The sequence below is a fragment of the Nocardia sp. NPDC058499 genome, assembly GCF_042719915.1.
In the GTDB taxonomy this organism is placed as follows: Bacteria; Actinomycetota; Actinomycetes; order Mycobacteriales; family Mycobacteriaceae; genus Nocardia.
The window spans coordinates 1-18,446 of sequence record NZ_JBHXMZ010000020.1 but is presented as its reverse complement, the minus strand read 5'-3'; the positions used below and the strand labels follow the sequence as shown (position 1 = coordinate 18,446).

Below are 18,446 nucleotides of genomic sequence, written 5' to 3'. Positions count from 1 at the left end.
CGCGGACATGACGCGCAAGACCCTCGCCGCGTGCGCCGCAGTCCTGGCCGTCGCGGTCGCCATCACCACCGTCGCCGCGTGCGGAAGCAGCGACGACAACAGCACCGGCCCCACACTGCCCGGACAGCCCCCCACTGCCGCGAAGCCGCTCAAACAAACCCCATGGTTCTCCGAAAACTTCGGGACCCCGCTGGTCACCACCACCAACGTGACCCCGAAAGCGGTCGAGCAGGCCAAAGACGTTCGCGGGACGGTTCTGCCTCAAGACAAGTCCGCATTGGACGGGCCGGTGATGTGGCAGCGGGTCCGCTGCGCGGCCCTGCCGTTCAGCACCACCGACGGGCCCACCGAGCAGCGCGGGGACGGCATCTACGGCGGCTACTCGCGCACACCCCTCGGCGCAGCGCTGGCGGCGCTCCAAATGGCCACCTGGAGCACGACCATCGGCAGCAACGACGCCGTGCCGATGGTCATCGCGCCCGCCGACCGTGACCGGCTCACCCCGCAACTGCCCGACTACGAGCGCGGCACGAGCATCGACAACCCCAGTTGCCTGGCCCAGCAGAAGAACATCACCCGGCCGGCACTGTGGAAGGCCGAACCGGTCTCCGACACCGTGACCCGCGTTCAGTTCTGGTTTCCGCCCCGCCAGGGCGAATCCCAGGGCGGCACCTTCGACTACTCGGTGATCTGGCAAGACGGCGACTGGTACCTCACCGAGCAAACCGCGAACGATGTCCTGGCCATCGGCGGACGGACGCCACGAGCAGGGCAGTACACCGCCCAACCGGTCGGATGGACGCAATGGTGATCACCCGCCGCCTCCTAACCGGCCTCGCGGGCCTGCTGTTCATACTGTCCGCGTTGGCGGGCATCGCCGCGGCGCAACCCACGACCACGGACCCGACCACCCCGCCGAGTACCACCGAGCCGGCATCGCCGGGCACGACGGAGCCGTCTGCACCCAGTACCACCGAGCCCGCGCCTACCCCGGCCGCGCCGGGCGGTGACGAGTGCAACGGGGTGTCGATCCCCGTGGTCGGATGCGTCCCGACTCCCGGCCAAGTGCTGTCCTCAGCGGCCGGAGAAGCAGCGAAAGACGCCGGTAGCAACATTCTTTCGACCATGGTCGATTGGGTACTCGCCGGATTCGTCTGGATCATGAAGTACGTCATCCAGCTCTTCATGGGAACCAGCGTCGATGTCGCCGGCACCCAGAGCGCCGTGCAGAAGATGACCGATCTGACCACCGACCTTCAGACCATCGCGCTCGGGCTCGGCCTGCTGGTCGCCCTGATAACCGTGCTGTACCAGCGCGCGATGCTCTCTGGCGACAACGCCGCACCCGAAGCCGTCGGCGGCCTGGTCCGCTGGGCCGTCGCCGCAGCGATGGCAGCCCCGGTCCTGATCGCGCTATCGGGAGTCAGTGACGCCCTGGCCAGCTGGATTTTCACCAGCGCCGCCGGACCCGAGGGCCCGACACGTGTAGTCGATGCCCTGTCCGAGGCGCTATCAGGACGCGACGAGAGGCTGCAAACCGAGGATGTCATCAGTTTGGCGCTGTGCATTCTCGGACTGCTGGCGTATTTGGAACTCCTGATTCAGCTGGTCATGCAGAAGTTTTGGATCATCTACGCCGCCGTCGCGTTGCCGATCGCAGGCGCGGCCAGCGTCATTGGTGGCGGCAAGACCGTGTTCTGGGCTCTTGTTCGCGCCGCCGTCGCCGCCCTGTTGTTCAAACCGATCGCGGCGATTGGTTTCGGAGTCGCGTTCATGCAGATCCGCGGCCTGGAATCCGGTGCGGATGTCGTGGCGGCCGTCACCCTTATGGTTGCCCCCGCGTTCATCCTGCCCCTGCTGGTCAACATGATCGGCACGAACGTCTCTTACGCCGGAACTCCGATGCTGCGCGGCACAATCCGCAACGGCCGCGCTGGAGTCTCAGCAGGAAGGAATGCGCTCAGCAGCGGCAAGGAAGGCGCGAAAGCCGCAGGTAGCGCGGCCCTGACCGGTGCAGCCGCCGCAGGCCGGGGAACTGCGAAGGCTGTGCCCTTCGTCGGTGCCATGGGGCGCGCGGCCGCTCACACCCTCACTGGCCCTCCCCCGTCCCGCAGCTCCGGCAGTAGCACCAGCGGCAACCGCGCGACGGCCGCCGCCAGCAAGGGCAACGGCAACGGATCGGCGCCACCCCCCACCAGCGGCGGAACCCGCGGCCCTGGTGGATCCACTACCCGCAATGCCGCGAGCAGCAGCAACACCGCGAACAGTGGATCGACCAGCACCGGCAGCGGCCGCACGAGCAGCGCCACGGGCACACCGCCCACCGGCAGCGGAACCCGGACCAGGGCCAGCGCCGGCAATTCCGGCAAGCAGTCCTCGGCCGCACCGCCGAATGCAGGCAGCGGCCGCGCCCGTACCAGCACCCGCGCCGGCAGCACCAGCAACACCAACGCGAAACGCACCCCCAGACCCGGCCGCAGCACAGCCAGCAGCAGCCCGCCACGTGACTCGTCATTCAACCGGATCACGTAGCCGCCGAAGACTTACCACCAGCGGAAAGAGGTAGAACCCGATGGGATCTCAGAAATACGCCGGATGGCGGAAACCCGAATCAACCGGCATGATTCCCGGTTTGTCATCCGGCATGTCCATGGCGGCGGTCGGGGCCATGGCGATGGCGATCGGCTCGGCCTACCTGATGAACTCGATGACCGGCGCAATCGTGATCCTCGTTGTCGCCGCGCTGCTCATCGGCCCCAGCATGATCCGGTTCCGCGGCACCTCCGCCGGCGACTATTTCATTGCCTGGCTGCGCAGCCTGCCGATCCGCCGTCAAATGGCCCACCGGTACCGCACCGGCTTGTACGCCCATGTCCCTGGTGGACGTTCCCGACTGCCCGGACTGGCCGCCCCCATCATCCTGGATCGGCTGTTCGACCCGATAACCGGCGACGATATCGGCGCACTGGTCAATCTGGTCCACCGCACCGTCACCATCGTCATGAATATCTCCGTCACCGGCCGCGATACCCAGCCCGAATCCACCACCGACGCGCAGGTTGCGGGGTGGGGCGAATTCGTCCGCCGTGCCGGCGCATTCGGCGACGTGGCAGGCATCGCGGTGGTTACCGACACTGTGCCCGAGACCGGAGCCCGCTACAACGTGGAAATCGACAAGCGCCGCCATGAGGCGGCGCCCGACCTGGTGCTTGATGTCATGGACGACCGCACCGGAAATCTAGCCACCGATCGCATCCGCTACGTCCAGCGCATCAGCGTGACCTTCCGCTACTCCGGCGGCAACTTCCGGTCCGGCATCGAATCCTTGGCACGCCGCCTTGAGGCGCTGACCGACGCGGCCGCCGGAGCCGGCCTATTCGCCTCATTCGCCACGGTCGGCGAAATCATCGCCTCCACGCACGCCGCGTTCAACCCGGCCGCAGGGCCGATCCTGGACGAGGCCATGGCCCTCAATGATGGCGACCCCGGGATCACATGGAACGACGCCGGCCCGACCTACCACGACGACGAATACAGCTACTACCTGCATGATTCTGGCAAGTCGTTCACCTTCCGTGCCTGGGATTATCCCGTGCAGCCGATCGAGGACGACGTGCTGGATGAACTGCTCGCATCCACCTATCGCGCTCCCTACAAGCGCGTGACGATGATCTATCGCCCCTACCGGCCACACGACGCCAAAGAGATCACCGACAGTGATTACCGCGACGCTTTCGCTGCTGTGCAGCGCCGTAAGCGCGGCGTGGTCGATGCCAACCAACGGATGCGCTACGACGACATCGAAGCCGCCCGCGACGATCTGGCCGAAGGCCACGGCCTGACCCGCGTCGGCGTGCTGGTCACCGTCACCGTGCCCATCGGCGCATCCGGCATGGACGAAACCAGCTTCATCCGCGCCGCCGGAGTGGCCTCCAGCATCAAGTTCGCGCCCTGCTACTCCGATCAAGCCGCCATGTTCCTGGCCGCACTGGGGATCGGCGTCTACCCCGACATGGACGAAACGGACGTGACGGACATTCTGTCCGACTAACCAGCGCGGACACGATGTTTCCGCAGATCAACCCATCCCTAGCAGCCATATGGCCCATAGTGGCCCTATGTAGAGGAGGCCCGATATGTCCGGCAGTCGCCTGCTTCTCCCCCGCCGAGTGACCGCCCGGCAGGAGAACCACACCCGCGGAGCCGACGGCGTAATGCCCGCCGATGAGGTGGCCTACCTACGCGAGGCCATGCCGACGATGAGCATCGCCGGCAAGTTCAATGCCGCGCGCAAACTCCGCGCCCACGAACTGGCGGTATGGCGGGCCAGCTACTCGGCGGCCCGCCAACCCTGGCAGGCCGACCGCCGGCCAACTCCGCGCGGCTTCCTCGCGCCCTACGGCGGATACATGAAAAAGCCGATGCCGATCCCCGAGATTCGCGGCACCACGAACCGGATTTGCGGGTTGTATCCGTTCCCCCGCAGCACCGAATTCATCTCCCCCGGCTGGCCCATCGGCATCCAGGACGAGACCGGCGCACCGTTCTTCTTCGATCAGATGTCGTGGTTCGACGCCGATATGCTGTCCGCGCCGGTCGGCGTCGTATTGGGCCCCAATGGATTCGGCAAGTCAACTCTGGGGCGGCAACTCATTCTCGGCGGGCTCGCCAGCGGCCGTCAGGTGATCTGCCCGGCCGACATCAAGCCCGACTACAGGTTGTTGTGCGAACTGCTCAACAATGACGAGACCGGCACCAAGGATGGTCAGGTCATCGAGGTCGGGCCTGGCCACGGCGTACTGAACCCCTTGGACCCGACCCCCTACGCATGGGCGCTGGACCGGTTGCCCGACGGGCACCGCGCCGCCGCAGGTCTGATCGCCGAGCTGCACCAAACGCAGCTGTTCAACATCGAGGCATTGGTGTCGTTGCGTCGCCGCACCCCGCTCGAGGACTTCGAATCCACCGCCATCAGTGCCGCACTGGCCGAGCTATACGCCGGTGGCCGGTTCTCGCCATCACGGCCACCGATCATCTCGGATCTGATCAGCCAGCTGGAGGAACCCACCGAGGACATGCGCTACGCCGTAGCCGCGGCGACCGTCGCGGAATTCGCGCACACCACGCACCGGCTGTTGCAGAGCCTGAAGTCGCTGACCGTCGGCATGTTCGGCGAGAGCTTCAACGGCCAGACCACAACGAGGCTGGACCTCACCGCCGCCATGATCGATATCGACCTGTCCATCATCAACGTGCACTCCGGTCGCGACCTGCGCGCGGCAATCATCGCGCTCACCGGCATGGAAGCCCAAGCCGCCGTGTCCGCGCGCATGACTCTCGCCGACAACGGGTTCGGCCGTAAAACCGTCACCGATATCCACATGGACGAGCTTTCCCAGCTGCTCGACGTAGGCGGATCGAGCCAGATCAAGACGTTGGACCGGATGACCCGGACCAACCGCACCGACGGCGTGTCGCTGACGACCTACACCCACACCGTCACCGACTTCACGAAGGTATCCGGTGACCTCACCGAGCAGGGCAAGGCCACCGGATTCATCTCCCGGTCGAAGATTACGTTCACCGGCCCCATCAACGGCTACGAAATCGACGCCCAAGCAGGACTTATCGACTACACCGACCGCGAGCGGGCCCGCCTGCTGTCCTGGACTTCCGCGCCGCCGCCGGCCCAGACCGGGCACCGCACGATGCCCCACCCAGGCAAAGGCCGATTCATCGCCAAATGGGGCGATGACCCCGACCGGCCCGGCCTGGCCTTCCGGACATGGATCAGCCCCCTGGAGCGGGAATTGGGCATCCATGACACCAATACCGGCATGACGACGGACTAGCCGATGACTGCCGCTGTTGTCTTCCTGCTGCGCCATTGGCGCAAAATCCTCGCCGTCATCCTGCTGTTGCTTCTGCTATTCGCCAGTTGCGAACAGCAGAAGCAGAACGCCGCGTGCCCGCCGGGCACCGGCGGAATCAGCGTCAACGGCCCCTTGGCGTACCCGGTGGACCCCAGCGTCGAAATCGGGTCAGGGTTCGAAACCGCCGACCGGCCCGACCATCACGGCGTTGACTTCGCTGTTCCGCTGGGCAGCCCTGCATACGCGCTCGCCGACGGCACGGTCACCGCCGCCCAGGACCAAGGCGTAGACGGATTCGGCGGATGGGTGGTCCTGTCCCACGTCGTGGACGGCAAACCCTTGAGCACGGTCTACGGGCACATGGACCCCGGCGGCGTGCTGGTCACCGTCGGCCAGCAGGTCACTGCCGGCCAAACCATCGCCCGAACCGGCAACAGCGGCCAATCCTCCGGCCCGCACCTGCATTTCGAAGTACACAACAGCGCCGACCGCATCACCCAGTACGCACCAATCGATCCGACCCCATACCTGGACGCCGCCCGCAAAGGCACCACCGCCACCGGCGACAGCAGCCCGGACACGAACCAGCAGGCCGCCGCTGCGGATTCGGTACGCGACCACAACGCCGCCATCGTAATCAGCACCGGCAAGGGCATGGGCGTACCCGATGAGGGAATCGTCATCGCCCTCGCGGTCGGCCTGGTCGAGTCCGAGCTACGCAATCTCGCCAGCGAAGCCGTCCCGGAATCCAAACAGTATCCGAACGACGGCGTAGCCCCCGGCGATCACGCATCGGTCGGCATCATGCAGCAGCAGGCGGGCATGGACTACGGCACTGTCGCCGAGATCATGGACCCCGCCCACTCGGCCACCGAGTTCTACGAACGCCTCACCGCGACCGATTACCAGTCGAAGGACTTCACCGAGGCCGCCGCCGATATCCAGCGCCCGCGCGAAGACCTGCGCGGCAAATACGGCGCCCGCGAAGCAGAGGCCCGCGACCTGTTCACCCGGCTACAGGGCGTAGCGCCCAGCGGAGGAACCGGTACATGCAGCCCCAATGGAGGCACCCCAGGACAGCCGACACCCCCCGGCGACCCCGGCACCGGCGCAGCCGTCGTTGCAGCCGCCAGATCCCAAATAGGGCGCCCCTACGTCTGGGGCGGAGGCGACGCCAACGGCCCCACCGGCACCCCCGCCGCCGGATTCGACTGCTCCGGCTTGACGCTCTACGCCTACGCCCAAGCCACAGGAGGTGCGGTGCAGCTCCCCCACTACACCGGCGACACCAGCGACCCCGGCCAGATGGGACAAGGCCAACCTATCGCCGACCTATCCCAGGCCCAGGCCGGTGACCTGCTGTTTTTTGGTGCCGACGGCACAGCCGAACACGTCGGCATCTACGCGGGAGGTGGCCAGATGATCCACGCTCCAACCTTCCAGACCTCCGTTACGGAAAGCCCCCTCGCAGACGGAGGCCAGTTGATCGGCATCCGCCGATACATCACCCAAGACAGCAGCGGACAGGCCGCCGCCGCGGCCGCCGCCCCGACCACAGGAGGTCAATAGCAGTGACCATCATTCGCCCCCCGCATCGACGGCGGCGAAGCTGCGCCGCCGTCGCCCTGGCCCTCGCCGTCACGGTGCTGGCCGCCTGCTCCGGCACCGGGAACAACGATTTCGGCGAACACGACGATCACGGCACCGGCGTACCCTCCGGCGCGAGCATCGAGACGCTACCGCCACTGCCGGCCCCGTGGACCGACCTCGACCGCGACAATCCCGAGGCCGTGGCCATGGCCGCCGTGAACGCCCTGTTCGACTGGAGGCCCGCCGCCGGCGACACCGGCCCGGAAACCGCCCGCGACCGGGCCCGGCCGCTGCTCACCCCACGCGCCGCGGATTCCTACCGGCCCTACCCGATCCCCCGACCCCTCTGGGAATCATGGATGAACACTGGCGCCGACATCACCACGTCCAGCGAGGTCAGCAGCGAGCAACACCCCACCGACACCGGCGTGACCTGGCAACGGAAGATCGCCACTCGCATTTACATGCCCGAAGCCGGGGACCTCACCGCAACCACCCTCATCACGGTCACCAAACAGCCCGTCTGGACCGTCACCGACGTGACCACCCTCTCAAGTTGACCAGCAGAAATCCGAGGCAAGCCAACGAAGTTGGCGCGGCAGCCCCTTCAGCGCGTAGCGGCAACTCGCGCCGGGCAAGATCGCACGCGGACAAAAACCGTGCCATGATCGGCGTGTCCTACCTAATCAATACAGCCGAACGTACTAGGAATGGACGGAGGCCGACAGGCCCACGAGTTGGTTAGCACCATAACCCCATAACGAAGAAAAGCCCCCCGGTTGCCGCCGGAAGGCTTTTCGCTGGCCCTGAAGGACCGACGCTTTTGAGAAGCGGTTCCCAGGGTAGCAAGCACGCGCGTGCAGCTCAAAGCATCGCGACTGGCGTCGCTGGTCACGATCTTGGGCGCACCGATGCCGAGCTACCCATACGTGTATCTGGGCGAGGTTGCTATACCTCCCCACGCCGCCGGCGCACGCCGGCGCACCCGAGCGCGGCCGCGCTGTTCGTGCTGCCGCCGCTGCGGCTGCCGCTGCCCGAGGACGCCTACACCGGCTCCGCCGACCGGGAGGCCCCGCCATGTTGGTGGGGCCGTGCGAGGTGGCTCGCGCACTGCCTCGCCCTCTACGACGAGAACTACTCAGCGCTGCGCGCCGCACAGTCCGTCGAGTCGGTCAGCCGAAAGACGTTCACCGCCTACCTCATCGCCGAATCCTCCGGCGCGGACTACGCCACCGGCCGCAACTCCCGCGTGACCGTCGGCCGCCTACAGCGCGAGGTCGCCCGCAGCGAATCGACCATCCACCGATGCCGCCGACTGCTGGCCCGGCTCGGATGCCGCACCGTCGTATTCCGTGGCCGACAGCGCACTCTCGCCGAACGCCTGGAGTCCTGGAAGCGCAACGACCGGGCCCGCGGCTGGGCCGCCGTGTCCGCGCTGCACGAATCCACCGCCCTTCCTGTGGATAACTCAGCAGTGAAAACACTCCTTGAGCAGGGTTTTGGCACCCCACCGGAGCGAAGCTCCGGTTTTTCTTTCCTCTCACGATCAAAATCAGTTTCTTCAGCAGAAGACGAGATGAAACGACGCGCTCCGCGCGACATCGACACGAGGAGTCGCCGCAAGATCAGCCGTGCCTACGACCAGAGAGCCCTATTGCTGGCCGAGAAATGCCGCAGAGACGAACGAATGCCGCTCTGGGTACGACGGATCAGCCGGAGCCAGCTCGCGGCCGCTCTGACGCGCTACGCCATTGCCGGATGGCAGGCCGACGATGTGCACGGCGCGTTCGAAGAGTTCCGGATCTCCGGGAAGAAGCTGATCACCACTCCGGACAGGCCCGTCGGCTACCTCTGCCACATCTTGCGGTTCGTGCCCGAAGACGTGCCACCGGCCCTGCTGGACCGGGCCCGGACCGTCGCCGCCGAGGAAGCCGAGCGCGCCGCGAAACGACAGCTGTTCGCCGAGATGCGCGCGGCCGCCGTCAACGCGGCCGCCGCGGACTCCCCCGGCCGCACCGCAGCCCGCTCCGTCATCGCGCAGCTGGCGCACCAGAATGTGGGCAACGCCCGCGCCCGAGCCCGCCAGGCCGACGCCGAGTCCCGCGCGAAGGCCCGCTGGACAAACGACGAGGCCGACCGGTAACCACCCTGTTCGGGGGTCGTCCGGCCGGCCTTGGGCGTCGTAGACGGATCTAGCTGGCTTTTTTCGTGGTCTGGCTCGGGTAGAGACCGTGGAGCAGGCGCGATACCGAGCCGATGGAAACGCCGAGCTGAGTCGCGATCTCCTTGTACTTCGCGCCGCCGGCCCGCAGTTCACGAGCCTGTTCACTGAGCGATGCCGCGCGGCCCTCGAACACCTCGCGAGGTTCGGCGATCATGCGCCGAATGGTGCGGTCCGAGCATCCATGTTTGGCCGCCAGCTCCTTGGCGGTCTTCGCTCGCCGAAGCGGTGTCTTCGCGGTCATGTCCCTATCCCTCCAAAGCATCCGCAATGATCGCGTCCATATCGAACCGTGTGCCGCGACGCCGATTCGTCTCGGCGATGGCATTCCGCCGCTTTTCCGTCATCGTCTGCCCGCCCTTACGGCCCCGCCGGGCGAGTTCTTCCGCGCCAGCCTTCTCCGCACTCATTTTCCCACGTCGCGCCTGTTCCTCACTGAACGACCGGCGGATGTGTCGCCACGTCCAGCGCGAGATGGACCGCGCGATCTGGTGAACCTCGGGAAACAACAGCGGGCCTTTGTGGAAGCACTCCCCGATCAGCTCCACATTCCGATCCCATGCGTAATCGCTCACCGCGGACTCCCACCGTCCGAGGTCTGTGTAGTCACCGCGCTTCGGATACGACCACTTGCGCGTGACCTCGAAAATCTCCACATTGCGCCCGGTATCGGTGGTCGCCAGCTTCTCACGCCGCTCACGCGCTCCCGCCCACTTCGGCAGCACCCCGAGCCGTTCCAACGGGTCGGCAAGCTCCTTCAGCGAGTACACCGCGTAATCCGGGCCCCACAAGGGCAGATGCTCTTGGTGCCTCGGGTTCTTTGTGGTCCGCCCCCCGTAGGCCACATCCCCGCCCAACATGTCGTTGAGCCCGGACTCCACCCTGGACAACAGGTTCACCGGTCGGCGGCGCCCCGCGTCCGTGAGCACCACCGGCGTGGCCAGCGCATACACGATGTGCCCATTGCGCAGATGCGGGTTCATCGCGATATAGCTCGGTGGCGGCAGCCCTGCCAGACCCACGATCTCATCAGCGCGGCCGCCGTCGTGATCGGTGATGACCAGACTTTTCATCACCAACGGGTTGGCTTCGATATAGGGACGTTCCAACGCCGCATCCCTGGACATACGGTAGTAGCCGCCGTGTTTGCTCTTGCCGGCCAGCGGCCGGCGCGGTAGCCAATGCTTTTCGAACGGGAACGGCAGCGTATCTACGTCGGTCCAGTCCTCGACCTCGGTGTCCATGGCCAGCAGTCTGCCCCACATTCGCGATTTGATCAGATAGGACACACCGTAGCCACCTAATCCGGTATTTCAGGGGTACGGGGGTTCCACCTGGGGTTTTTCGAAGTTGATTAGGTAGGACGTTCCGAAGCCGCCTAATCAACGCATCCGGACAGGAGGACACAACAAGGGCTGCCGCGCCAACTTTGTTGGCTTGCCTCCCGACTCTCGTGGTCACGTCCAGGCTGGCCGGTAGCCCCACCGTAGTGGAGTGAAGGTCTGTGCGTTTCCGGACTGCAAAATTCACGCTAAGCGTGTTGCCGCAGATAGTTGGTATCGGAGGGGCGGCCCAGCATCGGCGTGAAGCCCCGACGGAGTTCACGCCGATGCTGGGCCGCGAGCCTCCGCCCGGCGGGCGGGGAACCGACGGCCCAGCTGCACCTCGGCGGAATCGTCAAGTGACGGTAATAAAATAACATGACTAACATAACGTCATGCAAGTCATGTTATGATCTATGTATGCCATTGAACGACACCCAAGGTGCTCCCATCGGCTACGAGGACGCCTTTGACCTCTCTGCGGCGCAGGAGGCGGTGTTCGCCGCGATCGAGACCGCGCGGACAAGCGGCGCGCTCGATGACGCCGCGATTTCCGAGCTGACTGGACAGGTCGGCGAGATCCGCGACGTGTACGCGCTCGATGGGCTAGTTCGCTCGACATCGACTCTCGATGCCCAAATCTGCCGGTTCCCCGGCTGCTTCCATCCCCCGCAGCCACCGGGCAAGGGCAAGCCCTTCTCCTACTGCGCCGTGGTGCGAGACGCCCACAGGAAGCCGAAACACACCGCTACGCGGGCGATGCGGCTGCGCAACTGGCTGGAGGCCGGCGCGCTCCCCCAGGCCGAGCCCGTCACCGACGACCCCGGCGGCGTGCGGCCGGTGTCCCTGGCTCGCATGTCGATTCCGGACCAGATATCGCGGGTCGAGCAGGTGGCCGAGCTGGTCAAGACGCAGTTGACCAGCTCCATAGACGCGCTGCGCAAACAAGTCGCTCTCGTCGGCGACGACGAAGCCCGTCTCGCCGAGATCGAATCCGTCCGGCACGACGAGGCTCGAAAGGTGGAGGAGGCCAAGGGCGCCCAGCTGACCGCCGAACGGGCCGCGCGCAAGGCCCGCCAGTCTGCGGAGTCCGGGGAACAGGCCCGCGTCGAAGCCGTCGAGGCCGCAGAGGAGGCCAACGCCCGCGCCGACCGCGCCGAGCAGACCGCGACCGAGCAGGCCGAGCGCGACGCCCAAACAGTCGCCGACGCCCAGGCCGCCGCCGAACTCGCACGAACCGACGCCGACACGGCAATTGCCGAGGCCAACGCCAGAATCCAGGAGGGTGCCGCCGCGGCCGCCGAGGAGGTGGCCGCCGCACAGCGCGCCGCAGCCGCCAGCGTTGCCGACGCCGAACAGGCCGCAGAGCAGCGGATCGAGTCCGCCGACGCCGATGCACAGGCGCGAATCCGTACGGCCGAGCAGAACGCGGAGCAGGAGATCGCCCGCGTCCGCGAGGAAGCCGCGACAGCCATCGCGGCGGCCCAGGCCGAGGCGCAGACCGCGCGATCGGCTGCCGAGAGCGCGGCGGACCAGATGCGCGCCGCTCAGGAAGACGCGGCCGAGGCCCGTCGGGTTTCCGCCCGTGACGAGGCGGCTGCCGCAGCCGCCCGCGAAGAACTCGCGAACGTGCGTACCGATCGGGACCGCTTGCAAGAACGGCTCGACGCCGCGGAAAGCCGGCATCGGACAGAACTCGAGGCCGCGAACGGGCGGGTCGAGGCCCTGCAAACGCGCCTGGACGACAGTCAGCGGCTCCACCAGGACGAATTGCACCGCCTCGCCGCAGAGCGAACCGCCGAACGCGCCCAGGACGAAGCACGCGCTACGGCGCAGCTCGATTCGATCCAGAGTGCCCACGCTGCGCAAGTCGAATCGCTCCGTGAACAGATCGGCCTCATGCAGGAAGAACGCAACCGTTCCCGCTCATCCGATACACCCCCGGAAGCGTCGGAGAGCGACAACCGGTAGCCGCCCTCCCGAAGGGCACGAGCCCCCCCGGAAACGCAATCGGCGGTAGCGCCCCTATGGGCACTACCGCCGATATTGGCTGCATCCGCGCAGGTCAGACAGCCTTGCGCTTCGGGATCTCCGGCCACTGAGCGCCGTCGTTGTACCGAGCTTCCAGCTCTGCGCACAACTTCGTGATGGACCAGCGGATGAACGCCTGCTGTTGGTTGATTCCGGTGTGCGGGTAGGTGTACGCGATGACCGATTCCATCCGGTCCTTGAGATCGGACGGCAGCGACAACAGCACATCCGAGGAACCGGCCAGCCGCTTGGTGCGCTCGCTCCCCTCTCCCGATTTCTTACCCTTACCAGCGGCTTTGCCGGAGCCCCTAGTGGCAGCAGGGGCACTAGCATTGTCCGCCGCCGTAGCGGTCGATTCGGCGGCGGCCGCGGACGGCTCGGCGCTCTCCTGCTCACGCTGCACGCGCGCCGCCTCAGCTCGACGTTCCTCGCGTGTGAGTACCCGAGTGGGCCCGACGTTGCCGAGCCCTGGTTTCTGCTGGCCGCTCACTGGCGAGTCCTTTCCACGATGCGGTTCGCGACGAGTTGGAAGTCTTCGGCAGCGGTCGAGGTCGGCGCATGCGCGAAGATCGGCACCCGCCGGCCTTTCGCCTCCGGCACCTTCACCGTGTGGGCGATCGTGCCCACGAACCGGCCGCCGTCTTCCCAGGCGCCCCAGTCATCGCGCAGCTGGTTGCGCACGTCCTTGCTGACCTGGTTGCGGCCGTCGAATCCGCAGACGACCAGGTACCTGATATCGATGTCCGGATTCAACTCCTCCTGCACGTCAAGGATGGTTTTTCCGAGATCGACCAGGCCGCCGATCTCATCCGGCCCCGGTCCGACCGGCGCGAAAACGTCATCGGCGGCCGCGAGCCCGGCCGTGGTCAGCTCACCGAGCGCAGGCGGGCAGTCGAGCAGCACATAGTCATAGCCCTCGAGGTTGTCGAGCTGCCGGGCCAAGCGCAGCTGTCCCCCGCTGCCGAGCCCTTCCCGCTCCAGCTTCTTCATGGCCTTGTGAGCTGGGGCTACGTCAATTCCAAACGCGGTCGATTTGATGACCTCCAGCAGCTTGACGCGCTCGGCGCGGTCTGAGTGCAGCACTTCGTACATGGTCGCGTCGTTCTGGTCCAGCTCGATCCCGAGGCCCGTCGTCGCGTTGGCCTGCGGGTCGAGGTCGATAACGAGCACCCGCATACCCATGGCCGCGAGCGCGGCACCGAGGTTGATGGTGGTCGTTGTCTTCCCCACTCCCCCTTTTTGCAGCGCTACCGCGATGATGCGGCTTGACGCTGCGGATGTACTGGTCATAGTCCACCGTTCCTTCGGTTCAGCAGCAGGTCAGGCGGCCGGACGAAGCCCCCTTCTGCCGCAAACCATATCAACCACATGGCCCACATGGGCGCTATTGCCCATACGAGGTTTATTGCCCATATCTCCACTAGAGGCAGGTACAGGCCATAGCGGCGCAAGTGCCACTAGTTTGCACCAATACCACTACTAACCATAGTGCCTCTAGCGCCACAGATACACACTATCAACCCTGTCGCACATAGCGGGACTAGTGCCCATATGGGCACTAGCGCTACTATGGTTCTGGTGTCGAAATCTGTCATGCCTTATACATCCATCATCACGAGATATACGGTATGCCCTATCGCCACTACAGCCACTACCCGGACACGCCTCCAGTAGTGGCACTACTTCCACTACTGCCCATATGGGCACTAGTGGAAATTATCAACGTAATGGGCACTAGCGGCTCCATCTCCCATAGTGGGGGTAGGGGAACGGAGAGGGTTGGGTGAACGCCATGACGGCGACACAGCACCTGGTCGGCGACGAGACGGACCGGTTCCACCGCGCGGCACTACGAGGCCGCGAGCAGCAGCGCGACGCAGCCATGTACGCCTGCGAGCAGATGCACGCCGCTGGGATCGAGCCCACGGGGCCCGAAGTCCGCCAGTGGCTCGCACAGCACGACCGCACGGTCGGCCGCACAACGGTGTGGAAGGTCGTCACCGAGTACCGGCGCGAACACGGCTTGCCCGACCTGGACGACGGACTGTTCAGCACCGGGGGAGTGAACACCGAACACGACAGCGAACAGAGCACCGAACAGCCGTCAGGAGGCACCAACGTGTTCACTCTCGATCAGACCGACCCCGCCGCGGGCCCGGCCCCGGAGGCTGCCGACGAGACGCCGGAGCGGGGGAGCGGTGAACACGCCACCGAACAGCACAAGCCGGTGAACGTCACTGACGAAACAGGCGAACAGAGGCCGCCTGCCGCAGTGAACGCCCCGGCCGCGCCCGCCGAGCGTTCACCGGCCGACATGGGTGGCAATAGCGGCCATATGGGCACTACTGCCGCCGAGGGTTCGGCAACCGAGCAGGTGAACACCGAACCTCCGATCCCAGTATCGGAGGCCCGGCCCGGCCGAGGACTCCCGACCTGGCCGGTTCTGCTGATGGCCTTTCCGGCATTCGTCGCTATTTGGTCGGGATGGGTCGGACTCGGCGAGGCGACCGGATTCGGCGTCGTTCACCCGCTGCCCGGTATCGCCGACGGCTTCACGATCAACAGCGCGATCACGCTGCCAATCGGGGTCGAGGCGTACGCGAGTTACGCCCTCTACGTGTGGCTGTCCGGCCGGATCAAGACGCATACGACCCGCACCTACGCCATGGTCTCGGCGTTCGCCAGCCTTGCGATCGGCGCAGCCGGCCAAGTCGCCTATCACTTCATGGAAGCCCGCCACATCACAGCCGCGCCCTGGTGGATCATCACCATGGTTGCCTGCCTGCCCGTCGCCGTGGTCGGCATGGGCGCGATCCTGGCTCACCTGATCATCCGCGAACGTCACACCGTGGACGACTGAACAACCCGCAATCCCCGCGTAAGCGAACACGAGGGCCCTCGGACAGTTGGAGCCTGTCCGAGGGCCCTCGTCGTGTGTTCAGCGAACGCAACCACAAGATCCAGGAGGCAAGCCAACGAAGTTGGCGCGGCAGCCCCGTTCCGGCCCCGTTCAGCGAACGAGTGAACACAGCACGCCGACGGACCAATGCGTTCATCCCGTTCACTCACCGAGGGTGAACATGCGACTGGAATACCCGTGCTCGCCCGCACGACAGGCGCCGAAGATGAACACCCCGATCGAGCTGTTCACTGCCGTTCGCGTGAACCAGTTGAACAGTGGAGCGCCCTACAGTGGAAGCGAACCAGCGCCGCGGAACGACACACGACGACCACCAGGCCGCGATGAACAAACCGACCGAAGTCGCCCGCTATCACCGCGGACAACACCGGGCAAAGGACGGGGAGCGGACATGCCGGAGCGCTCGATGTTCGAGACGAACGGGGAGCCCGCCGACGCGGCCGCGGCCGCCCGTCTCATCAAGTTGGGATACCTCCGCGCGGACACCACGCGCCGATTTCAAGACGGTCTGAAACTTCTGACTTCTCACCTTCGGCATGAACCAGACCCGGAACCCGCAACCCTCGCGCAGCGGATCGAGGACTACGCGGCGCGGCCCCGGCCGTACCTGCCCCGAGCATCACGCGAACTCGGAGTCTCCGAGACATTCACGGCATGGATCAGCCCCGCCCGCGTCCTGCTCAAGCTGCCAGGCACACGGTCGTTCATCCATGACAACGGCAACGCAGCCCGCCGACGCCAGACCAGCGCGAGCCAATCGCCACATACGGCAGCCGAACCGGTGGCCGGCATCTCCGAATTCGCGGCACGAATCGCGATGGAGCAAGGCGACCCTGCCGGACTAGCCGAACTATTCGGCTCTGCCGACGATCCTGCGATTCAGGTCGAAGCATGGGACACGCCAGCAGGACCGCTATTCCGCATCGAGACGAACGGAAATCACCGCGTCGCCGCGCTGGCCTCACTCGCTGTTCCATGCGTACTGGCTGAGGTGCGGCTACACACCGGCCTGTTCGACACATCACCGACAGCCGACCTCGATCAGATGGACGATATCGACCGGTACCGCCGCCTGCTCCACACCTTCGGTGTAGCGGCGTTCTCAGACTCAGGAATGATGGGAGCCTTCGGGATCAGTTCCCGATGGCCGATCCTGATTCGTGATCCCGAGTCCGCCGTGAAGTCTCTCACGTCCATGGAACAGATCATCGGCTCTTCGATCACCGACACTATCGGCCAAATGCCCCGATCATGGTTCGTCAGCGCGGACGAGTTGCGCGCGGCCTCACGTGATCTCGATACATCGTTGACACGGTTCATAGCGGACCGTCCAAAGCCGCGTGTACGTCGATTCAGATGGCGATTAACTACCTGAATTTACGAGACGGAGGTAGCGCCCGCCGATAGATGCCGAGGGCCCGCTACGCTGGCAAAAGAGCGCTATCAACCGCAACACCCCAGGAGGCAGATCCGTGGCGATCACCAAAGAAGTCGTAGTGAACTTGGCCGACGATCTGACCGGCGAACCCATCCCCAAGGACGGCGGCCGCACGGTGCGGTTCGGGATCGGCACACCCGACAAGTTCGTGACCTATGAACTGGAACTCACCACAGCCAACGAGCAGGAACTAGAAGACTTTCTCAGCCGATACAAGGACGCTGCCCGTGTCGTGAAGCCGAACGCACCAAAACGCGGCACAAAGACCGGCGGAAGCACAGATTCCGAGATCCGAAAGTGGGCCCGAAATGCGGACCTGGAAGTGCCGCCACGCGGAAAGATCAGCGACGAGATTCGAGCGGCCTACAAGGCCCGGAACCGGTCGAAGCCGCCGACTGCCAACGGTCAGTTGGGGGTGGGGTAGAGGGTGAGGTAGAGGGTGAGGAGGACCTACCTCACCCTCTACCCCATGCTGTACCCCAGGTGTATCGAGCGTTCTGGAGGTCAGCGCAAGGCGCTGACCAGTGGGTTCCCGCTCACCCCCGCCCCTTTCTCCGCTGCGCTCCGATTTTGATGACCACCCTTGCTCTGCGAAAAGCAAAAGATTGCATACCAAGGGTGGTCTTCAAAACCAGGGGCGGGGGTGAGCGGGAACCCACAAAAGATGAAGAGAATAGAAAGAGAGTGTGTATGTGTGATGGGTCAGAACATGTATTCCGCAAGCTCCATAAGCACATGTTCTGACCCATCACACATACACACATCAACATCCCCTGCCCCTTCATTCATGAAGGGGTTCCTTCCTCCCCCTGCCCCCTCCTTCCAGGAGGGGGTTCCGCCTCCCCTTCCGACCACGCCCCTCCCCGGAGGGGCTGTCGGGTGCGCCGCCTCCGGCGGCCCGGTCCCACATCCGTGGGCCCGCGCTCAGTGGTGGGGGGGGGGGGGGTTTCCCCCCCCCCCCCCCCCTCCGGGGAAAGCCCCCCGCATCCCCCCTTTCGCGACACCTGCGCGTCGCCGACGCGGTCAACGCCACACAAAACAAGGGGTTTTT

At 65.6% G+C, this 18,446-nt stretch carries 15 protein-coding genes; 11 read left to right on the top strand and 4 right to left on the bottom strand.

What is annotated here, in order from left to right; all coding sequences use genetic code 11:
• The first annotated feature begins 7 nt into the window (after positions 1–7).
• The 7 genes from ACFWPH_RS33075 to ACFWPH_RS33045 all read left to right on the top strand — a co-directional run bounded on the left by ACFWPH_RS33075 (position 8) and on the right by ACFWPH_RS33045 (position 9,606).
• A complete protein-coding gene (locus ACFWPH_RS33075) occupies positions 8–811 on the top strand; it encodes a hypothetical protein (RefSeq protein ID WP_378756219.1) in 804 nt (267 codons plus the stop codon).
• The gene (locus tag ACFWPH_RS33070) at positions 805–2,532 is read left to right on the top strand and encodes a hypothetical protein (RefSeq protein WP_378756218.1); all 1,728 of its coding nucleotides are present in this window, start codon (positions 805–807) and stop codon (positions 2,530–2,532) included. The genes ACFWPH_RS33075 and ACFWPH_RS33070 overlap by 7 nt, the downstream gene beginning before the upstream one ends.
• A 40-nt stretch (positions 2,533–2,572) precedes the next feature.
• Positions 2,573–4,051, top strand: a complete 1,479-nt coding sequence (locus ACFWPH_RS33065) for an SCO6880 family protein (protein ID WP_378756216.1) — start codon at positions 2,573–2,575, stop codon at positions 4,049–4,051.
• 85 nt (positions 4,052–4,136) lie between these two features.
• Positions 4,137–5,852: a hypothetical protein gene (locus ACFWPH_RS33060; protein ID WP_378756215.1), complete on the top strand. Its 1,716-nt coding sequence runs from the start codon at positions 4,137–4,139 to the stop codon at positions 5,850–5,852.
• 3 nt (positions 5,853–5,855) lie between these two features.
• Positions 5,856–7,442: a peptidoglycan DD-metalloendopeptidase family protein gene (locus tag ACFWPH_RS33055; RefSeq protein WP_378756214.1), complete on the top strand. Its 1,587-nt coding sequence runs from the start codon at positions 5,856–5,858 to the stop codon at positions 7,440–7,442.
• A 2-nt stretch (positions 7,443–7,444) separates the two neighbouring features.
• Positions 7,445–8,023, top strand: coding sequence for a hypothetical protein (locus ACFWPH_RS33050; protein ID WP_378756212.1), 579 nt, complete (start codon positions 7,445–7,447; stop codon positions 8,021–8,023).
• Positions 8,024–8,469: 446 nt separating this feature from the next.
• Positions 8,470–9,606, top strand: coding sequence for a Replication protein Rep (locus tag ACFWPH_RS33045; protein WP_378756211.1), 1,137 nt, complete (start codon positions 8,470–8,472; stop codon positions 9,604–9,606).
• A gap of 49 nt (positions 9,607–9,655) precedes the next feature.
• Here ACFWPH_RS33045 and ACFWPH_RS33040 read toward each other — a convergent pair whose 3' ends face one another.
• Both ACFWPH_RS33040 and ACFWPH_RS33035 read right to left on the bottom strand, forming a co-directional pair.
• Positions 9,656–9,928: a replication protein RepB gene (locus ACFWPH_RS33040; protein WP_378756209.1), complete on the bottom strand. Its 273-nt coding sequence runs from the start codon at positions 9,926–9,928 to the stop codon at positions 9,656–9,658.
• Between the two features lie 4 nt (positions 9,929–9,932).
• Entirely contained in the window at positions 9,933–10,973 is a 1,041-nt protein-coding gene (locus ACFWPH_RS33035; RefSeq protein WP_378756207.1) for a replication initiation protein, read from the bottom strand.
• A 453-nt stretch (positions 10,974–11,426) separates the two neighbouring features.
• Between ACFWPH_RS33035 and ACFWPH_RS33030 the strand changes: the two genes are divergently transcribed.
• Positions 11,427–12,977 (top strand): hypothetical protein, encoded by a 1,551-nt coding sequence (locus ACFWPH_RS33030; RefSeq protein WP_378756206.1) that lies wholly within the window; start codon positions 11,427–11,429, stop codon positions 12,975–12,977.
• A 94-nt stretch (positions 12,978–13,071) separates the two neighbouring features.
• Here the strand turns inward: ACFWPH_RS33030 and ACFWPH_RS33025 are convergent, their stop codons facing one another.
• Together ACFWPH_RS33025 and ACFWPH_RS33020 are read right to left on the bottom strand one after the other, a co-directional pair.
• Positions 13,072–13,527, bottom strand: a complete 456-nt coding sequence (locus tag ACFWPH_RS33025) for a hypothetical protein (RefSeq protein WP_378756205.1) — start codon at positions 13,525–13,527, stop codon at positions 13,072–13,074.
• Positions 13,524–14,327, bottom strand: coding sequence for a ParA family protein (locus ACFWPH_RS33020; protein ID WP_378756204.1), 804 nt, complete (start codon positions 14,325–14,327; stop codon positions 13,524–13,526). Before ACFWPH_RS33020 ends, ACFWPH_RS33025 begins: the two co-directional genes overlap by 4 nt.
• Before the next feature lie 502 nt (positions 14,328–14,829).
• Here ACFWPH_RS33020 and ACFWPH_RS33015 point away from each other — a divergent pair.
• The 3 genes from ACFWPH_RS33015 (at position 14,830) to ACFWPH_RS33005 (ending at position 17,819) form a co-directional block, all read left to right on the top strand.
• The gene (locus ACFWPH_RS33015) at positions 14,830–15,897 is read left to right on the top strand and encodes a hypothetical protein (protein WP_378756202.1); all 1,068 of its coding nucleotides are present in this window, start codon (positions 14,830–14,832) and stop codon (positions 15,895–15,897) included.
• A 466-nt stretch (positions 15,898–16,363) separates the two neighbouring features.
• Positions 16,364–17,332, top strand: a complete 969-nt coding sequence (locus tag ACFWPH_RS33010; protein WP_378756201.1) for a hypothetical protein — start codon at positions 16,364–16,366, stop codon at positions 17,330–17,332.
• 97 nt (positions 17,333–17,429) lie between these two features.
• Positions 17,430–17,819, top strand: coding sequence for an Lsr2 family protein (locus ACFWPH_RS33005; RefSeq protein WP_378756200.1), 390 nt, complete (start codon positions 17,430–17,432; stop codon positions 17,817–17,819).
• Positions 17,820–18,446: the final 627 nt, after the last annotated feature.

What these genes read in the sequence shown, in the direction of transcription:
- ACFWPH_RS33075 (WP_378756219.1), top strand. Translation starts at nt 8, where the DNA reads ATGACGCGCAAGACCCTCGCCGCGTGCGCCGCAGTCCTGGCCGTCGCG.
- ACFWPH_RS33070 (WP_378756218.1), top strand. Translation starts at nt 805, where the DNA reads ATGGTGATCACCCGCCGCCTCCTAACCGGCCTCGCGGGCCTGCTGTTC.
- ACFWPH_RS33065 (WP_378756216.1), top strand. Translation starts at nt 2,573, where the DNA reads ATGGGATCTCAGAAATACGCCGGATGGCGGAAACCCGAATCAACCGGC.
- ACFWPH_RS33060 (WP_378756215.1), top strand. Translation starts at nt 4,137, where the DNA reads ATGTCCGGCAGTCGCCTGCTTCTCCCCCGCCGAGTGACCGCCCGGCAG.
- ACFWPH_RS33055 (WP_378756214.1), top strand. Translation starts at nt 5,856, where the DNA reads ATGACTGCCGCTGTTGTCTTCCTGCTGCGCCATTGGCGCAAAATCCTC.
- ACFWPH_RS33040 (WP_378756209.1), bottom strand. Translation starts at nt 9,928, where the DNA reads ATGACCGCGAAGACACCGCTTCGGCGAGCGAAGACCGCCAAGGAGCTG.
- ACFWPH_RS33030 (WP_378756206.1), top strand. Translation starts at nt 11,427, where the DNA reads ATGCCATTGAACGACACCCAAGGTGCTCCCATCGGCTACGAGGACGCC.
- ACFWPH_RS33020 (WP_378756204.1), bottom strand. Translation starts at nt 14,327, where the DNA reads ATGACCAGTACATCCGCAGCGTCAAGCCGCATCATCGCGGTAGCGCTG.
- ACFWPH_RS33015 (WP_378756202.1), top strand. Translation starts at nt 14,830, where the DNA reads ATGACGGCGACACAGCACCTGGTCGGCGACGAGACGGACCGGTTCCAC.
- ACFWPH_RS33010 (WP_378756201.1), top strand. Translation starts at nt 16,364, where the DNA reads ATGTTCGAGACGAACGGGGAGCCCGCCGACGCGGCCGCGGCCGCCCGT.